The organism is Nocardioides sp. B129/18 (genome assembly GCF_055282735.1).
Genome location: NZ_JBUZJI010000025.1, coordinates 19,787 through 38,194 on the forward strand (window position 1 = coordinate 19,787; position 18,408 = coordinate 38,194).

An 18,408-nucleotide genomic window follows, 5' to 3' on the forward strand; every position below is an offset into this window, starting at 1 on the left:
TGGCGCATCCCACTACACTGACGATCGTGGCCGAGACCGAGCGCACCTGGACCTTCCTGTCGAACCACGGCCACGTGCTCGTGGCGCTCAGCCGCGACCCCAGCGCCCGCCTGCGCGACATCGCCGAGGCCGTCGGCATCACCGAGCGCGCGACCCAGGCGATCGTCCGCGACCTCGAGGAGGGCGGGTACGTGACCAAGGAGCGCGTGGGTCGCCGCAACGAGTACCGCCTGCACCCCCATCGACGCCTGCGGCACCCCGCCGAGTCCGACACCCCGATCCGCGCGCTGCTCGGCATCTTCGACTGAGCAGCGCCACGACCCTGCGATGCGGGGCAGGGTCGTGGGACGAGCAGGACGCGATCAGCTCGCGGTCGAGCCCGACGTCGAGGGAGCAGCCGACGGGGCGCCCGACGGCGGCGTCGGCGGCGTCGGGGCGTCGCCGTCGTGGTCGCCGCGCGGCCCGCCCTTGCCGGGGCCGCCCGCGGGACCGCCCTTCGGCGGCGTCGGAGCGGTCTCGGTGCCGGTGATCGTGAAGCCCTTGTCGAGCTTGACGATCAGGTGCTTGCCGTCGTCGGCGATGTGGGCCTCGTAGGCGCCGGCGGGGTCGGTCTCGGTGCGCTCGATCGTGGCGTCGGGGTACTTCACCTTGACGGCCGCCTCGACCTTCTCCTTGGTCGTGCCGGTGAGGGCCTTCTCGCCGGCGCGCGGACCGCCCTTGCAGGCGCCCGGCCCGCCGTCGGGGCCGCCCTGCGGGGCGGCCGGGGCGGTCGAGGATCCCGAGTCCGAGCCGCTGTCGGCGGAGGCGGTGCCGGAGGCGGCGAGCACCGCTCCCCCGGCGAACCCGGCTCCGACGAGGGCGGTGGAGGCGGCGACGAGGCGCACGCGCTGGTTGATCTTCATCGATCGTCCTTCCTGAGCGCTCGGTCGAGCGCTTCCCTCTCGACGATGCGGAGCGGTCCTCGCCGCCCGGTGTCAGGACCCTGGCAGGAGGCTGTGGACCGCTGAGGGGCATCGGACAGACTGACCCCGTGAGCCTGAGCCCGACCCGCCGGATCGTCGGCCTCGACGTCGCCCGCGCGGTCGCGATCGTCGGCATGATCGGCGCGCACGTCGGCGCGATGCCCGAGGACGTCACCTGGAGCGATCCGTCGACGTGGACCGCACTCGTGCACGGGCGGGCGTCGATCCTCTTCGCCCTGCTCGCCGGCGTCTCGCTGGCCCTGCTCAGCGGCGGCAAGGACGCCCACCTGCGCCTCGAGGGCGACGGCCTGCGGCGTCTGCGGCTGCGGCTGGTGGGACGCGGGATCGCGATCCTGGCGATCGGCGCGGTGCTCGACCTGCTCGGCACTCCGATCGCGGTGATCCTCGGCCTCTACGGCGTCGTGTACGTGCTCGCCGTGCTGTTCGTGACGTGGCCGCCGCGCCGCCTGGTGGTCGTGGCCGGCGCGCTCGCGCTGGTCGGCCCGCCGCTGCTCCAGGTCGTGCGACGACTCTCCGACGACACCGCCGGCCCGACCGCCCGGCTCCTCGTCCTCGGCTCCTACCCCCTCAGCGTGTGGCTGGTGTTCGTGCTGGCCGGACTGGCGATCGGACGCACCGGCCTGAGCACGGTGCGGATGCTCGGGATCCTCCTCGGCGGCGGCGCCGCGCTGGCGGTCGTCGGCTACGGCCTGGGCGCGCTGGTCGGCAGCGGCGTCATCGATCCGCTCTCGAACACCCGCGTCACCGACGCCTGGACGGCCGTGGCCCCGCACTCCGGCGGCACCCCCGAGATCCTCGCATCCGGCGGCCTGGCGATGCTCGTGCTCGGCGTGTGCCTGCTGCTGGGCCTGGCGATCCCGCACGTGCTGACGCCGCTGGCCGCGCTCGGCTCGATGCCGCTGAGCGCCTACACGCTGCACCTCGTGGTCGTGCTGGTGGTCATCGACGGCCCCGGCGGGGAGCTCGAGCCCGACGACGGGCTGTGGGTGGCCACCGTCGTCGCCCTGGTGGTGCTCGCCTACGCCTGGCGGACGCTGGTGGGCCAGGGTCCGCTGGAGCGCTGGGTGGCCGCGGTGGCGCGCCACGTGGAGGGCGCCGACCACCCCTCTGGCGACGCGGCCCCGGCCTGATCGGCCTACGGTGCCCGAAACCCCTGGAGGTCTCGGTGCCCGTCGTCCGCTCGCTCACGTCCCTCACCGCGCTGGCCCTGCTGACGCCCGTGCTCGCGTTCTCCCCCGGCGGCCCGGCCGCGCAGGGCGCGGAGACGGCCGCCCCGGTGCCGGTGCGCTCCCACGCCTACTCCTACGCCCGCTCCAAGGAGGTCGTCGAGACCCGCGTGCTCGGCCACTCCCCGAAGGGCCGGCGGATCGTGGCCTACCGCAAGGGCAACCCCGCCGCGTCGCGCACGATCGTCGTCCTGGGCCAGATGCACGGCGACGAGACGGCCGGACCGCAGACCGCGCGGTTCATCCGCGACGAGCTGGCCGTCGACTCCGACGTCGACCTGTGGATCGTGCCCACGATGAACCCCGACGGCGCCGCGCTCGGCACGCGGAGGAACGCCCGCAGGGTCGACCTCAACCGCAACTGGCCCACCGCCGGCTGGGTCAGCGGCCCGACGAGCTCGGGCTACTACGGCGGCCCGCGGCCGGCGTCGGAGCCCGAGACCAGCGCGATGATCCGGTTCCTCGCCGACGTGCGGCCGGAGTACGTCACCTCGCTGCACCAGCCCTTCGGCGCGGTCGGGAGGAGCAGCAAGCTGCCGGCCTACGTCGACCGCCTCTCCTACTGGCTGAGGCTGCCCGCGGAGTGGATCGGCGCCCCGACGGCCGGGGGCGGCGGGGGCGGGTCGTCGTCGGACGACCCCACCCTCACCTCCTGGTACAACAAGCGCTACGACGGCGTCGCCATCACCGTCGAGCTGCCGCGCCACCCCAGCACCCGCTACCGCACCTGGACGGCGGGCACCGGCATCCTGAAGGCCAACCGCGCCAACTGGTAGTGCGGGCTCACACCTCCACCCGCGCCCCCATCAGCACCGTGCGCTCGCGCGGCAGCGCGAAGTGCTCGGCGGCGTCGGCGGTGAGGTGCGAGGTCGCGAGGAAGAGCCGGGTGCGCCAGGCCGCCATCCGCGGACCGTCGAGGTCGGCCTCGCCGGGGTGCAGATCGATGGTGGAGAGGAACCAGGTGGCGTCGGCGAGGTCGAGGCCCGGCGAGAGCCGCGCCAGGGCCGCTGGCACGTCGGGGGTCTCGGCGTAGCCGAAGCGCAGCGTCACGTGCAGGAGCCCGTCGTGCGGGTCGCCGAGGTCGTCGACGACGATCCGCTCGGTCTCCTCCACCCGCGGCACGGGCTCGACGTCGACGGCCAGCACCACGATCTGCTCGTGCCGGACGTGGTTGTGCTCGACGTTGGCGCGCAGGGCCAGCGGCGCGGTGCTGTGGCCGCGGTTGAGGAACACCGCCGTTCCCGGCACGGTCGTCAGCGCCGCCGGGTAGAGCCGCAGGTCCTCGGCGAACTGCTGCAGCGAGCCCTCCATGCGCCGGCGCCGCGCGGTCACCAGCGCGCGGCCGCGCTGCCAGGTGAGCATGACGACGAACGCCGCCAGGGCGATCGCCAGCGGCAGCCAGGCGCCGTGGACGAGCTTGGTGAGGTTGGCGGCCAGGAACAGCAGGTCGACGCCGAGCAGCACGCCGAAGCCCAGCACCAGCACGACCTTCGGCACCCGCCAGGTGCGCCAGGCGACGAAGAGCAGCAGCAGCGTCGTCACCAGGATCGTGCCGTTGACGGCCATGCCGAAGGCGTAGGCCAGGGCCAGCGAGCTCTGGAAGATCACCACCAGCGCGAGCACCGCCACCATCAGCAGGCCGTTGATCCACGGCACGTAGACCTGGCCGGCCGTCGAGCGGGAGGTGTGGACGACGCGCAGCCGCGGCAGGTAGCCCAGCTGCGCGGCCTGCGCGGCCACCGAGAAGGCGCCGGTGATGACGGCCTGCGAGGCGATCACGGTCGCGGCGGTCGCGAGCACGACCACCGCCAGCCGCACGGCCTCGGGCGCCAGCAGGAAGAACGGCGCCGACGCCGCAGACGGGTCGTCGAGGATGAGCGCGCCCTGGCCGAGGTAGCTCAGCGCGCACGCGGGGAAGACCAGGCCGAGCCAGCCCAGCGCGATGGGGCGGCGGCCGAAGTGGCCCATGTCGGCGTAGAGCGCCTCGGCGCCCGTGACGGCCAGCACGATGGCGGCCAGGGCGAAGAACGCGAGCTCGACGTGACCGACCAGGAAGCCGATGGCGTAGGTGGGCGAGAGCGCGAGGAGCACCTCCGGCGCCCGCTGGATGCCCCCCACGCCCAGCACGCCGATCGCGACGAACCAGGTGATCATGATCGGCCCGAACAGCCGTCCGACGGCCGCGGTGCCGAAGCGCTGGGCCAGGAAGAGGCCGAGCAGGATGCCCGCGGTCAGCGGCACCACCGCGCCCTCGAGGCCCGGCCGCACCACCGTGACGCCCTCGACCGCGGAGAGCACCGAGATGGCCGGGGTGATCATCGAGTCGCCCAGGAACAGCGCGGCGCCGAACACGCCGGCGGCGGTGAGCAGCGCGACCAGCCGGGACCGGCCGTCGCGTGCCCACCGCCGCAGCAGGGTGATCAGCGCCAGGATGCCGCCCTCGCCGCGGTTGTCGACCCGCATCGCGAGCAGCACGTAGGTGACGGTGACGATGAGCACCACCGACCAGATCACCAGCGAGACGACGCCGAGCACGTTCTCCCGCACCACCGGCACCGGGTGCGGGTCGTCGGGGCTGAAGACCGTCTGCAGGGTGTAGACGGGGCTGGTGCCGATGTCGCCGAAGACGACGCCGAGGGCGCCGATGACGACGCCGCGGCGCAGGCGGTCGTGGGGGTGATGCTCGGGATCAGCGGTGCTCACCTCGCGAACCTAGGAGCGCTGCGGCGTCCTCACGGTCGTCGTTGACGGGATCCTGACGCGTGGGCCCGCTCACGCCCGAGGCCGCGGCGTCGACGTAGACCGTCGCCCCCATCGCCAGGAACTCCTCGGACTTCTGCGCGAACTGCTCGCGGACGTCGTGGCTGATCCGCATCGAGCAGAACTTCGGGCCGCACATCGAGCAGAAGTGCGCGGTCTTGGCCGACTCCGCCGGGAGGGTCTGGTCGTGGAAGGCCTCGGCGGTCACCGGGTCCAGCGAGAGCGCGAACTGGTCGCGCCAGCGGAACTCGAACCGCGCGCGGGAGAGGGCGTCGTCCCACTCCCGGGCCCGCGGGTGGCCCTTGGCGACGTCGGCGGCGTGCGCGGCGAGCTTGTAGGTGATGACGCCGGTCTTGACGTCGTCGCGGTCGGGCAGGCCCAGGTGCTCCTTGGGCGTGACGTAGCAGAGCATCGCCGTGCCGTGCCAGGCGATCGCCGCGGCGCCGATGGCGCTGGTGATGTGGTCGTAGCCGGGCGCGACGTCGGTGGCCAGCGGGCCGAGGGTGTAGAAGGGCGCGCCGTGGCACCAGTCCTGCTGCAGGACGACGTTCTCCTCGACGAGGTTCAGCGGCACGTGGCCCGGGCCCTCCACCATCACCTGGACGTCGTGCTCCCACGCCCGCTGGGTCAGCTCGCCGAGGGTGCGCAGCTCGCAGAGCTGGGCCTCGTCGTTGGCGTCCGCGACGCTGCCCGGGCGCAGGCCGTCGCCGAGGGAGAACGCGACGTCGTAGCGGGCGAGGATCTCGCACAGCTCGTCGAAGTGGGTGTAGAGGAACGACTCCTCGTGGTGGGCCAGCATCCAGCCGGCCATGATCGAGCCGCCGCGCGAGACGATGCCGGTGACCCGCTGCGCGGTGAGCGGCACGTAGCGCAGCAGCACGCCGGCGTGGACGGTCATGTAGTCGACGCCCTGCTCGCACTGCTCGATCACGGTGTCGCGGTAGACCTCCCAGGTGAGCGCCTCGGCGCGACCGTCGACCTTCTCCAGCGCCTGGTAGAGCGGCACGGTGCCGATCGGGACGGGGCTGTTGCGCAGGATCCACTCGCGCGTGGTGTGGATGTCCTCGCCGGTGGAGAGGTCCATGACGGTGTCGGCGCCCCACGTGACGGCGTGGGTGAGCTTGTCGACCTCCTCCTCGATCGAGGAGGAGACCGCGGAGTTGCCGATGTTGGCGTTGATCTTCACCAGGAACCGGCGGCCGATGATCATCGGCTCGGACTCGGGGTGGTTGACGTTGCTCGGGATGATCGCGCGTCCCGCGGCCACCTCGCTGCGCACCAGCTCGACGTCGCAGCCCTCGCGGGCGGCGACGAACTCCATCTCGGGGGTCACCAGGCCGCGGCGTGCGTAGGCCATCTGCGTGACGGCCCGGCCGTCGCGGCTGCGCAGGGGACGCCGCCGCTCGCCACGCCACTCCCGGCTCGAGGCGCCGCGGCGCACCGCGGAGCGGCCGTCGTCGGCGAGGGTGGCGGCGCGGCCGTCGTAGGCCTCGACGTCGTCGCGCTCGGCGATCCAGGCGGCGCGGCGGGCCGGCAGGCCGACGGCGGGATCGGAGCCGGGGCCCTCGGTGCAGTAGCGGTCGAAGGTCTCGCCGTTGGTGAGGGCCACGCGGGTGACGGGCACGCCGAGCGGCCCGACCTCGAGGCGGGTGTGGGAGTCGTGGACGGTCATGCGGAGAGTCCTTCCAGGAGTCGGGTGATGACCTCGGCGGGGTCGGGCGAGCGCATCACCGCGCCCATGACCGCCACGCCGTCGGCGCCCGCTCCGAGTGCGGACGCCAGGTTCTGGGGGGTGAGGCCGCCGAGCGCGAGCACCGGCAGGGGGTGACCGGCGAAGGCGGACGGGGGCAGCGCGGGGCCGTACCCCGGCTTGGAGTCCGTGGCCGCGAACGGCGAGAGCGTGACGTACTCCGCGCCCTGCGCGGCGGCCCGAGCGACCTCGGTCCGGTCGTGGCAGGAGCGGCCGTGCGGCAGCCCGCCGGCCTCCTCGACCGTCTGGTGCGCGGCCAGGTGCACGCCGAGCGCGCCGGACAGCGGGGTGCGCGCGCCGCGCACCCGCAGGCCCAGCGCGAGCGCCTGGGCCACGATCTCAGCCCGCTCGTCCTCGGGGCGGTGCAGCTCGCGCACGACCACGTCGCGCAGCCCGGCCTCGGCGCAGGCCGCGAGGGTGTCGACCAGATCGCGGCCGGGCGGCAGCTGGGCGGCGTCGGTGAGCAGCAGCAGGCGCGGCACGCCGCTCATGTGATCCGCCCGGCCGTCGGCGAGGACGCCCGGGCGACCGCGCGGCGCGGGATCCGACCGGCGCCGCGGGCCAGCGCGCCGGCCTCGACGCCGAGCCGCAGCGCGTGCGCCATCGCGACGGGATCCTCGGCGCGGGTGACGGCCGTGGCGGCGAGCACCGCGTCGCAGCCGAGCTCGATCGCGAGAGCGGCGTCGCTGGCGGTGCCGATGCCGGCGTCGAGCACCACCGGCACGTCGACGGCGGCCACCACGGCCTCGATCGCATGCGGGTTGAGCACGCCCAGGCCCGAGCCGATCGGCGAGCCCAGCGGCATCACCGCAGCGCAGCCGAGGTCGGCCAGGCGCCGGGCGAGCACGGGGTCGTCGGTGCTGTAGGGCAGCACGGTGAACCCGCGGCGCACCAGCAGCTCGGCGGCCTCGAGCAGCCCCACGGCGTCGGGCATCAGCGAGGTCTCGTCGCCGATCACCTCGAGCTTGATCCACTCCGTGCCGAGCGCCTCGCGCGCCAGCTCGGCGGTGAGCACGGCCTCGCGCGGCGTGCGACAGCCCGCGGTGTTCGGCAGCAGCGGGACGCCGCGGGCGCGCAGCGTCTCCACCAGTCCCCCGTCGACGCCGGCCTCGGCGCGGCGCATCGAGACCGTCACCAGTCCGGGGCGCGCCGCCTCGAGCACCGGCTCGAGGAGGTCGAGGCGGGGCAGGCCGCCGGTGCCCAGCAGCAGCCGGGAGCCCAGCGTGCGTCCGGCGATGACGAGCGGCTCGATCGCGCCCACCTCAGCCGCCCTGCACCGCGGTGACGATCTCCACCACGGCGCCGTCGGCCACCGGCGTGGCCTCCCACGCCGCGCGTGGCACCACCTCGCCGTCGAGCGCGACGGCGACGCCCGTGGCGTCGGGCAGGCGCCGGGCGACGAGCTCGGCGAGGGTGGCGGCCGGCTCCTCCGGCGCGCCGTTGACGGTGATGGTGCTCATGCGGGACCTCCGAGGGGTGCGGGCTCGGGCACGGACGGCAGGAAGCGGCGGGGATCGAGGGCCGGGTCGGGCGCGGCGCCCTCGAGGGCGTCGGCGACGAGCGCGGCCGTGAGCGGCGCCAGCAGCACCCCGTGGCGGTGGTGGCCGACGGCCAGCAGGGTGCGCGGCTCGCGCGGGTGCGCGCCGACCAGCGGCAGGTTGTCGGGCGTGCCGGGACGGTCGCGGGCCAGCACCTCGACGACTTCGGCGCGGTCGAGCCCGGGCAGCACCTCGCGCGCCGCGCCGAGCAGCCGGACGACGCCCTCGACGGTGGCGCGCGGCGGGCCACCCGCCTCGAGGCTGGTGGCGCCGACGACGACCTCGGCGCGTCCGTCGGCGTCGGGCAGGCGGGGCACGACGTAGACCTGCTCGCCGTGCACCCACGCGCGCACCACGACGCTCGGCGGATCGTCGGTGCTCAGCCGGATGATCTCGCCGCGCACCGGCCGCACCGGCACGCCGGGCAGGGCGGCGGACGCGGAGCCGGTGGCCACCACGGTGAGGTCGACGTCGCGGTCGTCGGCGGCGCGCACCTCGACGCGCTCCAGCAGGGCGCCGACGACGGCCCGCGGGTCGACGCTGTGGTCGCCGGGCAGCAGCGCTCCCCCGGCGACGGCGCCCAGGCCCGGCTCGCGCAGCCGCAGCTCGCGCGAGCTCATCTCCCGGGCGGTGCCGCCGAGCAGCGCGGTCTGCCGATCGACCTCCTGCACGTCGCCGGCGTCGACGCCCACGAGCAGCGTGCCGGTGCGCGGCAGGGGGACGTCGAGGCGCTCGGCGAGCCCGGGCCACAGCGCCGCGGAGGCGCGCCCCAGCCGCAGCAGGGCGTCCTCGCCGTGCCAGGTCTCGGCGTCGGGGCAGAGCATCCCCGCCGCGGCGCGGGAGGCGCCTGCGCCCGGGGCCGCGTCGACGACGTGGACGGCATGGCCGCGACGGGCCAGCTCCTCGGCGATGGTGAGCCCGACGACGCCGCCGCCGAGCACGCGCACGTGCATCCGGGTGTTCCTTCCTTCGCCGGCATGATCCGGATCAGGTGTGACGGTCGGAGCGGTGTCAGCTCCCTCTCAGCCCGCTTCCGCGGACTCCCGTGGGTCGCTCTCGACGCTAGCACGCCCTCCGGAGGGTCCGGCGCCGGAGGTTTGGCGCCGCGTCCACCGCGGCAGGAGGACTGGGACGGCAGCGGCGCCCGATCGGGCGGGGGTCGCGCCGCGCCACCTCTCGGAGCACGTCATGCCCCTGCGTCCTCTCCTGCACCGTTCCTTGGCCATCCTCGCCGCGCTGCTGACCACCGGCGGCCTCGTCCTGATCCAGCCGGCCGCGCACGCCGAGACCCTGCGCGAGCGCGCGGACCGGATCCTCTTCTCGACCTCGCTGGCCTCCTTCACCACGCAGTCGAAGGCCAACGCCGTGCCCGACGTCGACGCCGGCGACCCGCTCGTGTGGGCCAACGACGGCTGCTCCAACGACGTCTTCGACGGGTTCGACGACTACAACACCGTCTTCCGCTGGGCGTGCGTGCGTCACGACTTCGGCTACCGCAACCTCGGCAACGGGCCGGCGCTGAGCTCCACCGAGGCCGGCAAGGCCGCCGTCGACAGCCAGTTCCTCGAGGACATGCGGGCCATCTGCGCCGGGCGTCCCAGCGACGGCAACTGCGGGCTGTGGGCGCGCACCTACTACACCGCCGTCCACGCCACCGGCGCCGCCTGGACGGCCTTCTACAAGGGCCAGTGCCAGAGCGGGCGGCTGTGCCTCTTCGAGGACGACGCGTATGGCGACAGGCGCCTGCGCATCACCTCGGCCACCACCTCCATCGCGAACCTCGAGCAGTCCGCGAGCCTGCCCGAGCCGCTGAAGGACTTCGGCGACGAGGCCGACTCGGTGCGCAACACCACGTCCTACGCCTATCGGCTCTACGCCGACAGCGGCTACGCCGGACGCAGCGTCTGCGTGGCCGCGGGCACCTCGATCAGCAGCCTCGACGATCGCGGCATCGGCGACGCCGTGAGCAGCGTGAGGCGGGTCAGCACCTGCTGACCCGCCTCACGGGAGCGTCCGGAGGTGCTCAGAGGATGTGCAGCATCTCCTGGTAGGTCGGCAGCGCCCACAGGTCGTCGGCGACGACGCCCTCGAGCGCGTCGGCGGCGGCCCGCACCGCGGCCATGGCCGGGAGCACCTCGTCGCGGGCGAAGGTCGCGGCCACGAGCGGGTCCTCGTCGTGCTCGTGCGCCAGCGCGGCGCCGAGGGCGGAGAGACCCGCCCGCAGCTCGGTGATCGTGGCGGTGAGCGCGGTGAGGTCGGCCAGGTCGGGCTCGAGGCCGGCGGCCTTGAGCGCGGCGACGTTGGCGGCCAGCTCGGTCTGGTAGCGCACCGCGGCGGGGAGGATCGTCGTGGTGCCCATCTCGAGGGTGGTGGCGGCCTCGACGCCGACGGTGAGCAGGTACTGCTCGCAGCCGACCTCGTAGCGGCTGTGCATCTCGCGCTCGTTGAACACCCGGTAGGTGCTGAAGAGCTCGAGCGCCTCGGGCGAGATGAGCTCGGGCAGGGCGTCGACGGTGGTGCGCAGGTTCTTCAGGCCGCGCTGCGCGGCCTCGACCTGCCACTCCTCGGAGTAGCCGTTGCCGTTGAAGATGACCGCGCCGTGGTCGCTGATGATCTGCGTGAGCAGCGACTGCACGGCCTCGTCGAAGTCGGTGCCGGCGGCGACGGCCGTCTCCAGCTGCGTGGCGCAGAAGTCCAGCGCCTCGGCCATGATCGTGTTGATCACGACCATGGGCGCGGCGACGGTCTGCAGCGAGCCGGGGGCCCGGAACTCGAACCGGTTGCCGGTGAAGGCGAACGGCGAGGTGCGGTTGCGGTCGCCGGGGTCCTTGGAGAGGTCCGGCAGGGTGTCGACGCCGATGATCAGCGTCCCCTTCTCCTTCGAGCGCGTGGCTCCGCCCTTGGCGATCTGGTCGAAGACGTCGGCGAGCTGGTCACCGAGGAAGATCGAGATGATCGCCGGCGGGGCCTCGTTGGCGCCGAGGCGGTGGTCGTTGGACGCCGAGGCCACCGAGACGCGCAGCAGCCCGCCGAACTTGTGCACCGCGCGGATGACGGCCGCGCACACCACGAGGAACTGGGCGTTCTCGTGCGGGGTGTCGCCGGGCAGGAGGAGGTTGCCCTGCTCGGCGTTGCCGATGGAGAAGTTCACGTGCTTGCCCGAGCCGTTGACGCCGGCGAAGGGCTTCTCGTGGAAGAGGCACTCCATGCCGTGCTTGTTGGCGATCTGGCGGAACGTGGTCATCAGCAGCTGCTGGTGGTCCGAGGCGAGGTTGGAGCGCTCGAACATCGGCGCCACCTCGAACTGGCCGGGGGCGACCTCGTTGTGGCGGGTCTTGGCGGGGATGCCGAGCTTGAAGAGGGCCTGCTCGGTGTCCATCATGAACGCCAGCACGCGCTCGGGGATCGCGCCGAAGTAGTGGTCGTCGAACTCCTGGCCCTTGGGCGGCTTGGCGCCGAAGAGGGTGCGCCCGGCGCTCAGCAGGTCGGGCCGCGCGGCGAAGAAGTTGCTGTCGACCAGGAAGTACTCCTGCTCGGGGCCGCAGTAGGAGACGACGTTCTGGGGCTCCTCGTGGCCGAACAGCGACAGGATTCGCTTGGCGTGCACCGACATCGCCTGCTGGCTGCGCAGCAGCGGCGTCTTGTGGTCCAGCGCCTCGCCGGTCATCGAGATGAAGACCGTCGGGATGCACAGCGTGTTCCCGTTCGGGTTCTCCAGGATGTAGGCCGGGCTCTGGATGTCCCAGCCGGTGTAGCCGCGCGCCTCGAAGGTGGCGCGCAGGCCGCCGTTGGGGAAGGACGACGCGTCGGGCTCGCCCTGGATGAGCGTCTTGCCGGCGAACTCCGAGATCGCCGTGCCGTCGCCCACCGGCTCCAGGAAGCTGTCGTGCTTCTCGGCCGTGAGGCCGGTCAGCGGGTAGAAGACGTGCGCGTAGTGCGTCGCGCCCTTCTCCATCGCCCAGTCCTTCATCGCCGAGGCCACGGCGTCGGCGACGTCGGGGTCCAGCGGCGCGCCCTGGTCGATCGTGGAGAGCACGGACTTGTAGACGCCCTTGGGCAGGCGCTTGCGCATCGCCTGCAGGCTGAAGACGTTCTCGCCGAAGATCGCGCCCGGCTCGGCGGCCGGGTCGAAGTCGAAGGGCGGCGGCGTCGTGGCCCGGACGGCGGCGATGGCCTGCAGGCGGACGGGGTTGGCGGTCATGGGCGCTCCCTGGGAGGTGACGGTGGGAGCGGTCTCGGCACCGTCCCTGGGCGGAACCTAGGGAGGTCGTGTCTCGAACATGTTTCGGGCCGGTGACAGGCCAGCCCTCGGACGTGTGAGCCCGGTCTCAGCGACCCGAGCGACGCCGGCCGGCGCCGCCGGCGGAGAACGCCGCGGCGCCGCCGGTGCGCGTGGTGCCCGGACGACCCTGGCCGGACTTCGGGGCCGACGACCGCGGAGCGGAGGACTTGGGAGCGGAGGACTTGGCGCCCGACGCCTTCGGGGCCGAGCCCTGACGCGACTGGCCGCCCTGGCCGCCGCCCTGGCCGCCCTGGCCGGCGGGGCCACGGCCCCGGCCGCCGCGGCGACGGCGACCGCCCTGGCCGGTGCGGGCCTCGCCCGACGGCGCGGCCTGGACGACGACGGCAGGCGCCTCGACGTGCACCTTGACCCGCTCGCCGGGGGCGAGCTGGGTGAGCACCGGGTGGCTGGCGCCCTCGATGCGGGTGGTGGTCGGCTTGATGCCGGCCGCGCGGGTGAGCTGCCGGACGTCGCCGACCTGGTCGGAGGTCATCAGCGTGACGACGGTGCCCTCGGCGCCGGCGCGGGCGGTGCGGCCCGAGCGGTGCAGGTAGGCCTTGTGCTCGGCCGGCGGGTCGGCGTGGACGACGAGGGAGACGTCGTCGACGTGGATGCCGCGGGCGGCGATGTCGGTGGCCACGAGCACCGAGACGTCGCCGGCGTGGAAGGCGTCGAGGTTGCGGTTGCGGGCGTTCTGGCTGAGGTTGCCGTGCAGCTCGACGGCCGGCACGCCGTTGCGGCCGAGCTGGCGGGCCAGCGCCTTGGCGCCGTGCTTGGTGCGGGTGAACACCACCGTGCGGCCGGGCGCGCTGGTGAGGTCGACGAGCACCGGCAGGCGCTGCTCGCGCTCGACGTGGAGCACGTGGTGGGCCATATTCGCCACCGGCGACTGCGCGGAGTCGGCCTCGTGGGTGACGGGCTGGGTGAGGAACCGCTTGACGAGGGAGTCGATCTGGCCGTCGAGCGTGGCCGAGAACAGCAGGCGCTGGGAGTCGGCCGGGGTGGCCGAGAGGATGCGGCGCACGCCGGGCAGGAAGCCCATGTCGGCCATGTGGTCGGCCTCGTCGAGCACGGTGATCTCGATCTTGTCGAGGCGGCAGTGGCCCTGGCCGATGAGGTCCTCGAGCCGGCCCGGGCAGGCGATGACGACGTCGACGCCGCGACGCAGCGCGGTGACCTGCGGGTTCTGGCCGACGCCGCCGAAGACGGTGCGCGAGGTGAGGCCGGTGGCCTTGGCCAGCGGCTCGAGGGCGGCCTCGATCTGGTTGGCGAGCTCGCGGGTGGGGGCCAGCACCAGCGCGCGCGGAGCACCGGGCGTGGGCTTGCGGCCACCGGCGAGGCGGGCCACCAGCGGCAGCAGGAAGGCGTAGGTCTTGCCCGAGCCGGTGCGGCCGCGGCCGAGGACGTCTCGTCCGGCGAGGGCGTCGGGCAGCGTGGCGCTCTGGATGGGCGTGGGGCTGGTGATGTCCATCCCGGCGAGGGTGTCGGACAGGACGGTGGGCAGGCCGAGGTCGGCGAAGGCGTTCACAGCAGGTGCTCTCAGTTCGTGATGCCCCGCCGACGGACCGACCCGCCCGGTGGCGGAGGACCAGCGCACGGAGCCGTCAGATGGAGCATGAGCTGCGACGTGCGGACAACCCGCGGCGGAGACACGACAGGCTGTGCCTCCAACGTAGCCGACGCCGGCCCTCGACCACGCATCCGCGCGGCAGGGGACGGTGTCGTGCCGGTCACTCCACCGGCAGGCCGAGCCCCCGGGCGATCAGCATGCGCTGCACCTCGGAGGTTCCCTCGCCGATCTCGAGCACCTTGGCGTCGCGGTAGAACCGCGCCACCGGGTACTCCTCCATGAAGCCGTAGCCGCCGAAGACCTGGGTGGCGATGCGGGTGGCGGTGACGGCCGACTCGGTGGAGTAGAGCTTGGCCACCGACGCGGCCTGCTTGACCGCGCCGGACGGAGCGCCAGCGTCCTTGAGGGCGGCGGCGCGGTAGGTGAGCAGCCGCGAGGCGTCGAGCATCGTCTGCAGGTCGGCGATCTGGAAGGCGACGCCCTGCTTGCGGCCGATGGGCGCGCCGAAGCTCTGCCGCTCCCCCGCGTAGGCCAGCGCCATGTCGAGGCAGGCCTGGATGGAGCCGGTGGCCAGCGCCGAGATGGCGATCCGGCCGTCGTCGAGGGTGGCGAGGAACTGGGCGTAGCCGCGGCCGCGCTGGCCGAGCAGATGGTCGGCGGGCACCCGGGCGTCGACGAAGGTCAGCGGGTGGGTGTCGGAGGCGTGCCAGCCGAGCTTGTCGTAGGCCGGCTCGGCGGTGAAGCCGGGGGTGTCGGCCGGGAGCATGATCGCGGAGATCTCCGGACGGCCGTCCTCGCGCACGCCGGTGCGGGCGGTGACGGTGACCAGGGAGGTGATCGAGGAGCCGGAGTTGGTGATGAACTGCTTCGCGCCGTTGACGATCCACTCGGTGCCGTCGCTGCTCAGCTCGGCGCGGGTGCGGGTGGAGCCGGCGTCGGAGCCGGCCTCGGGCTCGGTGAGGCCGAAGCCGGCCAGCGCGCGGCCGGCGACGAGGTCGGGCAGCCACCGCTCCTGCTGCTCGCGGGTGCCGTACTCGACGAGCGGGTTGATGCCCAGGCCGACGCCGGCCTGGAGGGTGATGCCCATCGACTGGTCGACGCGGCCGAGCTCCTCGATGGCCACGCAGAGGCTGGTGAAGTCGCCGCCGGCGCCGCCGAACTCCTCCGGCGCGGTGAGCCCGAAGAGCCCGAGCGCGCCCATCTTGGCGACGACGTCGACCGGGAAGTGGTGCTCGCGGTCCCACCGGGCGGCGTGCGGGGCGATCTCGGCCTCGGCGAAGGACCGCACGGTGCGGCGGAACTCCTCGTGCTCGCGGCTCAGCTCGAATGCGGTGTCGTGACCAGCCATGTGACCCAGACTACTCGGCGGGGTTAACGATCGCTAACCGAGGTGATGGGTGAGACTGGACCGGTGACCACGGCCCTCGACCTCGCCCTGCGTCACCCGCGCACGCACGGCGTCGAGGTCACGGTGGCGCAGCTGCGCGCCTACCTCGCCCGGCCGAAGTCCCACGTCGCGCTCGTCGTCGACGCCGACGGCCGCCTGGTCTCCGCGGTGCTGCCCGAGGACCTCCCGGCCGCGGACGACGCCGACACGCTCCCCGGCACCCTCGAGGGCCGGGTGGTGGCGCCGACGACGCCCGCCGCCGAGGTCGAGGCGCTGCTCGCAGCCCGGGGGCTGCGTCGGCTGGCCGTCGTCGACGCCGACGGCCGGCTGCTGGGGCTGGTCTGCCGCAAGCGCCGCTCGGCCGGCTTCTGCGACGACGAGGGAGTCGCCGCGCTGCGGGCCGAGCGGCACGTCTAGGGGCTGCGGATCAGATCTCGGTGCGGCTCTCGCGGACGCTCTGGCTGCCGTCGGGGTGGGTGGTGGTCGTGGTGCTGCGCGCGCCGCGACGGCTGTTGAGGGTGAGCGCGGTGAGGACGAGCAGCAGCACGCCGACGCCCGCCGCGATCAGGCCGATCATGTGCAGGTCGACCCCGCTGACGGTGTCGTCGACGGCGTAGGCCAGGACGAGTCCGACGACGAGGAGGAGGCCTCCGGCTCCGTAGCCCATGGTGTGCTCCTTGCTCCCGGACGAGCCGGGCGTTGGGGGGTGGTGCGGCCCGTCTGCCCGAGGACGACCGTCTCGACACCCTGCGCCCGTCCCGCCCGTGGGACCTCCCCCCACCTGGGTGAGGGACCTGGCACCGTGCTGCCCATGCCCCTGCGCGTGCACCACCTCGACTGCGGCCCCATGCGTCCCCTCGGTGGCGCCCGGCTCGGCCTGCCCTCCCCCATGCCCGCCCACTGCCTGCTGGTCGAGCGCGACGCCGGCCTGCTGCTCGTCGACACCGGCTACGGCTCCGGCGACGTCGTCGACCCGGGCCGCCTGGGTCGGCCGTTCCTGGCGATCACGCGTCCCGATCTCGCGCTGGAGCACACCGCGGACGCGCAGATCCGGGCGCTCGGGCTCGACCCGGCCGACGTCACCGACGTCGCGGTGACCCACCTCGACCTCGACCACGCCGGCGGACTCGGCGACCTGCCGCAGGCCCGCGTGCACGTGCACGCCGCCGAGCTGGCCGCGGCCCGGGCGCCGCGCCTGTCCGAGCGCAGCCGCTACGTCGCGGCACAGTGGGCCCACGGACCGCGATGGGAGACCCACGACGGCGGTGACGCGTGGCGCGGGTTCGAGGGCGTCACGGCGCTCGACGACGACGTCGTGCTCGTGCCGCTCGCCGGCCACACCCGCGGCCACACCGCCGTGGCGGTGCGCCGCGCCGACGGCCACTGGCTGCTGCACGCCGGCGACGCCTACTTCCACCGCAGCGAGGTGCGCGACGGGCCGCGGATGCCGCTGGCCCTGCGGCTCTTCGAGCGCTCGGTGGCGGCGGTGAACCCGGTGCGGCTGGCCAACCAGGAGCGGCTGCGCGCGCTGGTGGCCGAGCATCCCGCGGACCTGACGGTCTTCTGCGCCCACGATCCGGTGGAGCTGGCCGCGCTGGTCAGTCCTCGGCCTTGACGGCGAACCGCGGCGCTCCGCCGACGCACACGGCCTCGACGCGGACCTCGGACCCCTCCTGCTCCTCACGCCCCTCGAACTCCACCCGCAGGCGCTGCGGGCCGCGATCGGTGACGTCGACCCGGTAGCCGTCGGCCGAGGGCACGGCCCGGACCAGCGAGATCGTGGTGTCCCGGCAGGAGGCCACCACCACGCCGGCCGCACCCGACCAGGTGCGCTGCACCGCGGCGGGCGCCGGGGGTCTCGGCGAGGACGTCGTGGCCGGGGCGGACGTCGCCGGCCGGCTCGACGGGGAGGCGCTGGGCCGGGTGGAGGGCCGCTGGCTCGGACGGGCCGAGGGACGGGCCGAGGGACGGCTGCTGCCCGCCGTCGTCGAGGGCGCCGACGCCGGCGACGACGGCGACGACGGCGCGGACGCCAGGGGGGCGGAGGCGGGCGCGGCGTCGCGTCCGACGCGGGAGACCACGCCCCACACCACGCTGGATCCGACGACGACCACGACGACCCAGGCGAGCACGCCCAGGCCGATCATCGCTCGTCCTCGCGTGGGGGCCACGGCGCACACGCTAGCCTGCCGGGCATGCCGAGCATCCTGGTCGTCGAGGACGACGAGGCGATCCGCCGGGCGGTGCGCCGCGGCCTCGAGGAGCGGGGCCTGGCCGTGCAGACCGCCCCCACCGGCCTCGGCGGTCTGGAGATCCTGCTGCGCGAGCGGCCCGACGTCGTCCTGCTCGACCTCGGCCTGCCCGACGTCGACGGCCTCACCCTGCTGACGATGATCCGCGCGGCCTCCGACGTCCCCGTCATCATCCTCACCGCCCAGGACGACGACCCGACGATGGTGCGCGCCCTCGACGGCGGCGCCGACGACTACGTCGTCAAGCCGTTCGGCACCGAGCAGATCGCCGCGCGGATCCGCGCCGTGCTGCGCCGCGCCGGCGCCACCGCCGCCGGCGGCCCGAGCGCGCTGCGCGTCGGCGAGCTCGTCATCGACGAGCGCACCCGCGTGGCCACCCTCGCCGGCCGACCCCTCGAGCTGGCCCGCAAGGAGTTCGACCTGCTGCTCCTGCTGGCCTCCCGCGCCGGCGAGGTCGTCACGAAGCGGGAGGCGCTGGCCGAGGTCTGGCAGCAGGCCTACGGCGGCGCCGAGCGCACCGTCGACGTCCACCTGTCGTGGCTGCGCCGCAAGCTCGGCGAGTCGGCCGCCGAGCCGCGCTACCTGCACAGCGTGCGGGGCGTCGGCATCCGGCTGGTCGACCCCGAGGCGCCCTGATGCGCAGCCGGATCGCCTGGCTGG

Annotated in this window: 19 protein-coding genes and 1 riboswitch; of the genes, 7 read left to right on the forward strand and 12 right to left on the reverse strand. The window is 74.2% G+C overall.

Annotated elements, in window-relative coordinates:
* Positions 1–26: 26 nt before the first annotated feature.
* Positions 27–308 (forward strand): helix-turn-helix transcriptional regulator, encoded by a 282-nt coding sequence (locus tag ACZDWJ_RS15965; protein WP_463522446.1) that lies wholly within the window; start codon positions 27–29, stop codon positions 306–308.
* 54 nt (positions 309–362) lie between these two features.
* On the opposite strand, the gene ACZDWJ_RS15970 is transcribed toward ACZDWJ_RS15965, so the two are convergent.
* Entirely contained in the window at positions 363–902 is a 540-nt protein-coding gene (locus ACZDWJ_RS15970; RefSeq protein WP_463522448.1) for a hypothetical protein, read from the reverse strand.
* A gap of 128 nt (positions 903–1,030) precedes the next feature.
* Between ACZDWJ_RS15970 and ACZDWJ_RS15975 the strand changes: the two genes are divergently transcribed.
* Entirely contained in the window at positions 1,031–2,113 is a 1,083-nt protein-coding gene (locus ACZDWJ_RS15975) for a heparan-alpha-glucosaminide N-acetyltransferase domain-containing protein (protein WP_463522450.1), read from the forward strand.
* A gap of 35 nt (positions 2,114–2,148) precedes the next feature.
* Entirely contained in the window at positions 2,149–2,985 is an 837-nt protein-coding gene (locus ACZDWJ_RS15980; protein WP_463522452.1) for a M14 family zinc carboxypeptidase, read from the forward strand.
* Positions 2,986–2,992: 7 nt separating this feature from the next.
* Here the strand turns inward: ACZDWJ_RS15980 and ACZDWJ_RS15985 are convergent, their stop codons facing one another.
* The 6 genes from ACZDWJ_RS15985 to ACZDWJ_RS16010 all read right to left on the reverse strand — a co-directional run bounded on the left by ACZDWJ_RS15985 (position 2,993) and on the right by ACZDWJ_RS16010 (position 9,210).
* Positions 2,993–4,912: a potassium transporter Kup gene (locus tag ACZDWJ_RS15985; RefSeq protein WP_463522454.1), complete on the reverse strand. Its 1,920-nt coding sequence runs from the start codon at positions 4,910–4,912 to the stop codon at positions 2,993–2,995.
* A complete protein-coding gene (gene thiC, locus ACZDWJ_RS15990; RefSeq protein ID WP_463522456.1) occupies positions 4,899–6,641 on the reverse strand; it encodes a phosphomethylpyrimidine synthase ThiC in 1,743 nt (580 codons plus the stop codon). The genes ACZDWJ_RS15985 and thiC overlap by 14 nt, the downstream gene beginning before the upstream one ends.
* On the reverse strand, positions 6,638–7,210 hold the full coding sequence (locus tag ACZDWJ_RS15995; RefSeq protein WP_463522458.1) for a thiamine phosphate synthase: 573 nt from the start codon (positions 7,208–7,210) through the stop codon (positions 6,638–6,640). Before ACZDWJ_RS15995 ends, thiC begins: the two co-directional genes overlap by 4 nt.
* Entirely contained in the window at positions 7,207–7,980 is a 774-nt protein-coding gene (locus ACZDWJ_RS16000; RefSeq protein ID WP_463522460.1) for a thiazole synthase, read from the reverse strand. Before ACZDWJ_RS16000 ends, ACZDWJ_RS15995 begins: the two co-directional genes overlap by 4 nt.
* Position 7,981: 1 nt before the next feature.
* Complete coding sequence (thiS, locus tag ACZDWJ_RS16005; RefSeq protein WP_463522462.1) at positions 7,982–8,179, reverse strand: sulfur carrier protein ThiS; 198 nt, start codon at positions 8,177–8,179, stop codon at positions 7,982–7,984.
* Positions 8,176–9,210, reverse strand: coding sequence for an FAD-dependent oxidoreductase (locus ACZDWJ_RS16010; protein WP_463522464.1), 1,035 nt, complete (start codon positions 9,208–9,210; stop codon positions 8,176–8,178). The genes thiS and ACZDWJ_RS16010 overlap by 4 nt, the downstream gene beginning before the upstream one ends.
* Positions 9,205–9,314, reverse strand: a riboswitch (TPP riboswitch). Its footprint overlaps the gene before it by 6 nt.
* Before the next feature lie 131 nt (positions 9,315–9,445).
* On the opposite strand from ACZDWJ_RS16010, the gene ACZDWJ_RS16015 reads away from it, so the two are divergent.
* Positions 9,446–10,252, forward strand: coding sequence for a phospholipase A2 (locus ACZDWJ_RS16015; RefSeq protein WP_463522466.1), 807 nt, complete (start codon positions 9,446–9,448; stop codon positions 10,250–10,252).
* Between the two features lie 28 nt (positions 10,253–10,280).
* Here ACZDWJ_RS16015 and ACZDWJ_RS16020 read toward each other — a convergent pair whose 3' ends face one another.
* From ACZDWJ_RS16020 to ACZDWJ_RS16030, 3 genes are all read right to left on the reverse strand, one after another.
* Positions 10,281–12,458, reverse strand: coding sequence for a glutamine synthetase III family protein (locus ACZDWJ_RS16020; protein ID WP_463522468.1), 2,178 nt, complete (start codon positions 12,456–12,458; stop codon positions 10,281–10,283).
* Positions 12,459–12,585: 127 nt separating this feature from the next.
* Positions 12,586–14,067, reverse strand: a complete 1,482-nt coding sequence (locus ACZDWJ_RS16025) for a DEAD/DEAH box helicase (protein ID WP_463522470.1) — start codon at positions 14,065–14,067, stop codon at positions 12,586–12,588.
* A 202-nt stretch (positions 14,068–14,269) separates the two neighbouring features.
* Positions 14,270–15,457, reverse strand: a complete 1,188-nt coding sequence (locus tag ACZDWJ_RS16030; protein WP_463522472.1) for an acyl-CoA dehydrogenase family protein — start codon at positions 15,455–15,457, stop codon at positions 14,270–14,272.
* A 63-nt stretch (positions 15,458–15,520) separates the two neighbouring features.
* Between ACZDWJ_RS16030 and ACZDWJ_RS16035 the strand changes: the two genes are divergently transcribed.
* Positions 15,521–15,913 carry a CBS domain-containing protein gene (locus ACZDWJ_RS16035; protein WP_463522474.1) on the forward strand — a complete coding sequence of 131 codons (393 nt, stop codon included), beginning with the start codon at positions 15,521–15,523 and terminating at the stop codon, positions 15,911–15,913.
* Positions 15,914–15,923: 10 nt separating this feature from the next.
* Here the strand turns inward: ACZDWJ_RS16035 and ACZDWJ_RS16040 are convergent, their stop codons facing one another.
* The gene (locus ACZDWJ_RS16040; RefSeq protein ID WP_463522476.1) at positions 15,924–16,163 is read right to left on the reverse strand and encodes a DUF6458 family protein; all 240 of its coding nucleotides are present in this window, start codon (positions 16,161–16,163) and stop codon (positions 15,924–15,926) included.
* A 144-nt stretch (positions 16,164–16,307) separates the two neighbouring features.
* Here ACZDWJ_RS16040 and ACZDWJ_RS16045 point away from each other — a divergent pair, with 144 nt between their 5' ends.
* Positions 16,308–17,111 (forward strand): MBL fold metallo-hydrolase, encoded by an 804-nt coding sequence (locus tag ACZDWJ_RS16045; protein WP_463522478.1) that lies wholly within the window; start codon positions 16,308–16,310, stop codon positions 17,109–17,111.
* Here ACZDWJ_RS16045 and ACZDWJ_RS16050 read toward each other — a convergent pair.
* Positions 17,095–17,667, reverse strand: coding sequence for a hypothetical protein (locus ACZDWJ_RS16050; protein ID WP_463522480.1), 573 nt, complete (start codon positions 17,665–17,667; stop codon positions 17,095–17,097). The two genes, ACZDWJ_RS16045 and ACZDWJ_RS16050, sit on opposite strands and share 17 nt — an antisense overlap.
* A gap of 24 nt (positions 17,668–17,691) precedes the next feature.
* Between ACZDWJ_RS16050 and ACZDWJ_RS16055 the strand changes: the two genes are divergently transcribed.
* Positions 17,692–18,384, forward strand: coding sequence for a response regulator transcription factor (locus ACZDWJ_RS16055; RefSeq protein ID WP_463522482.1), 693 nt, complete (start codon positions 17,692–17,694; stop codon positions 18,382–18,384).
* Positions 18,385–18,408 lie beyond the last annotated feature (24 nt).

Coding starts and splice junctions, on each gene's coding strand:
- thiC (WP_463522456.1), bottom strand. CDS start 6,641: ATGACCGTCCACGACTCCCACACCCGCCTCGAGGTCGGGCCGCTCGGC.
- ACZDWJ_RS15995 (WP_463522458.1), bottom strand. CDS start 7,210: ATGAGCGGCGTGCCGCGCCTGCTGCTGCTCACCGACGCCGCCCAGCTG.
- ACZDWJ_RS16040 (WP_463522476.1), bottom strand. CDS start 16,163: ATGGGCTACGGAGCCGGAGGCCTCCTCCTCGTCGTCGGACTCGTCCTG.
- ACZDWJ_RS16055 (WP_463522482.1), top strand. CDS start 17,692: ATGCCGAGCATCCTGGTCGTCGAGGACGACGAGGCGATCCGCCGGGCG.
- ACZDWJ_RS16020 (WP_463522468.1), bottom strand. CDS start 12,458: ATGACCGCCAACCCCGTCCGCCTGCAGGCCATCGCCGCCGTCCGGGCC.
- ACZDWJ_RS16030 (WP_463522472.1), bottom strand. CDS start 15,457: ATGGCTGGTCACGACACCGCATTCGAGCTGAGCCGCGAGCACGAGGAG.
- ACZDWJ_RS16045 (WP_463522478.1), top strand. CDS start 16,308: ATGCCCCTGCGCGTGCACCACCTCGACTGCGGCCCCATGCGTCCCCTC.
- ACZDWJ_RS15970 (WP_463522448.1), bottom strand. CDS start 902: ATGAAGATCAACCAGCGCGTGCGCCTCGTCGCCGCCTCCACCGCCCTC.
- ACZDWJ_RS16015 (WP_463522466.1), top strand. CDS start 9,446: ATGCCCCTGCGTCCTCTCCTGCACCGTTCCTTGGCCATCCTCGCCGCG.
- ACZDWJ_RS16010 (WP_463522464.1), bottom strand. CDS start 9,210: ATGCACGTGCGCGTGCTCGGCGGCGGCGTCGTCGGGCTCACCATCGCC.
- thiS (WP_463522462.1), bottom strand. CDS start 8,179: ATGAGCACCATCACCGTCAACGGCGCGCCGGAGGAGCCGGCCGCCACC.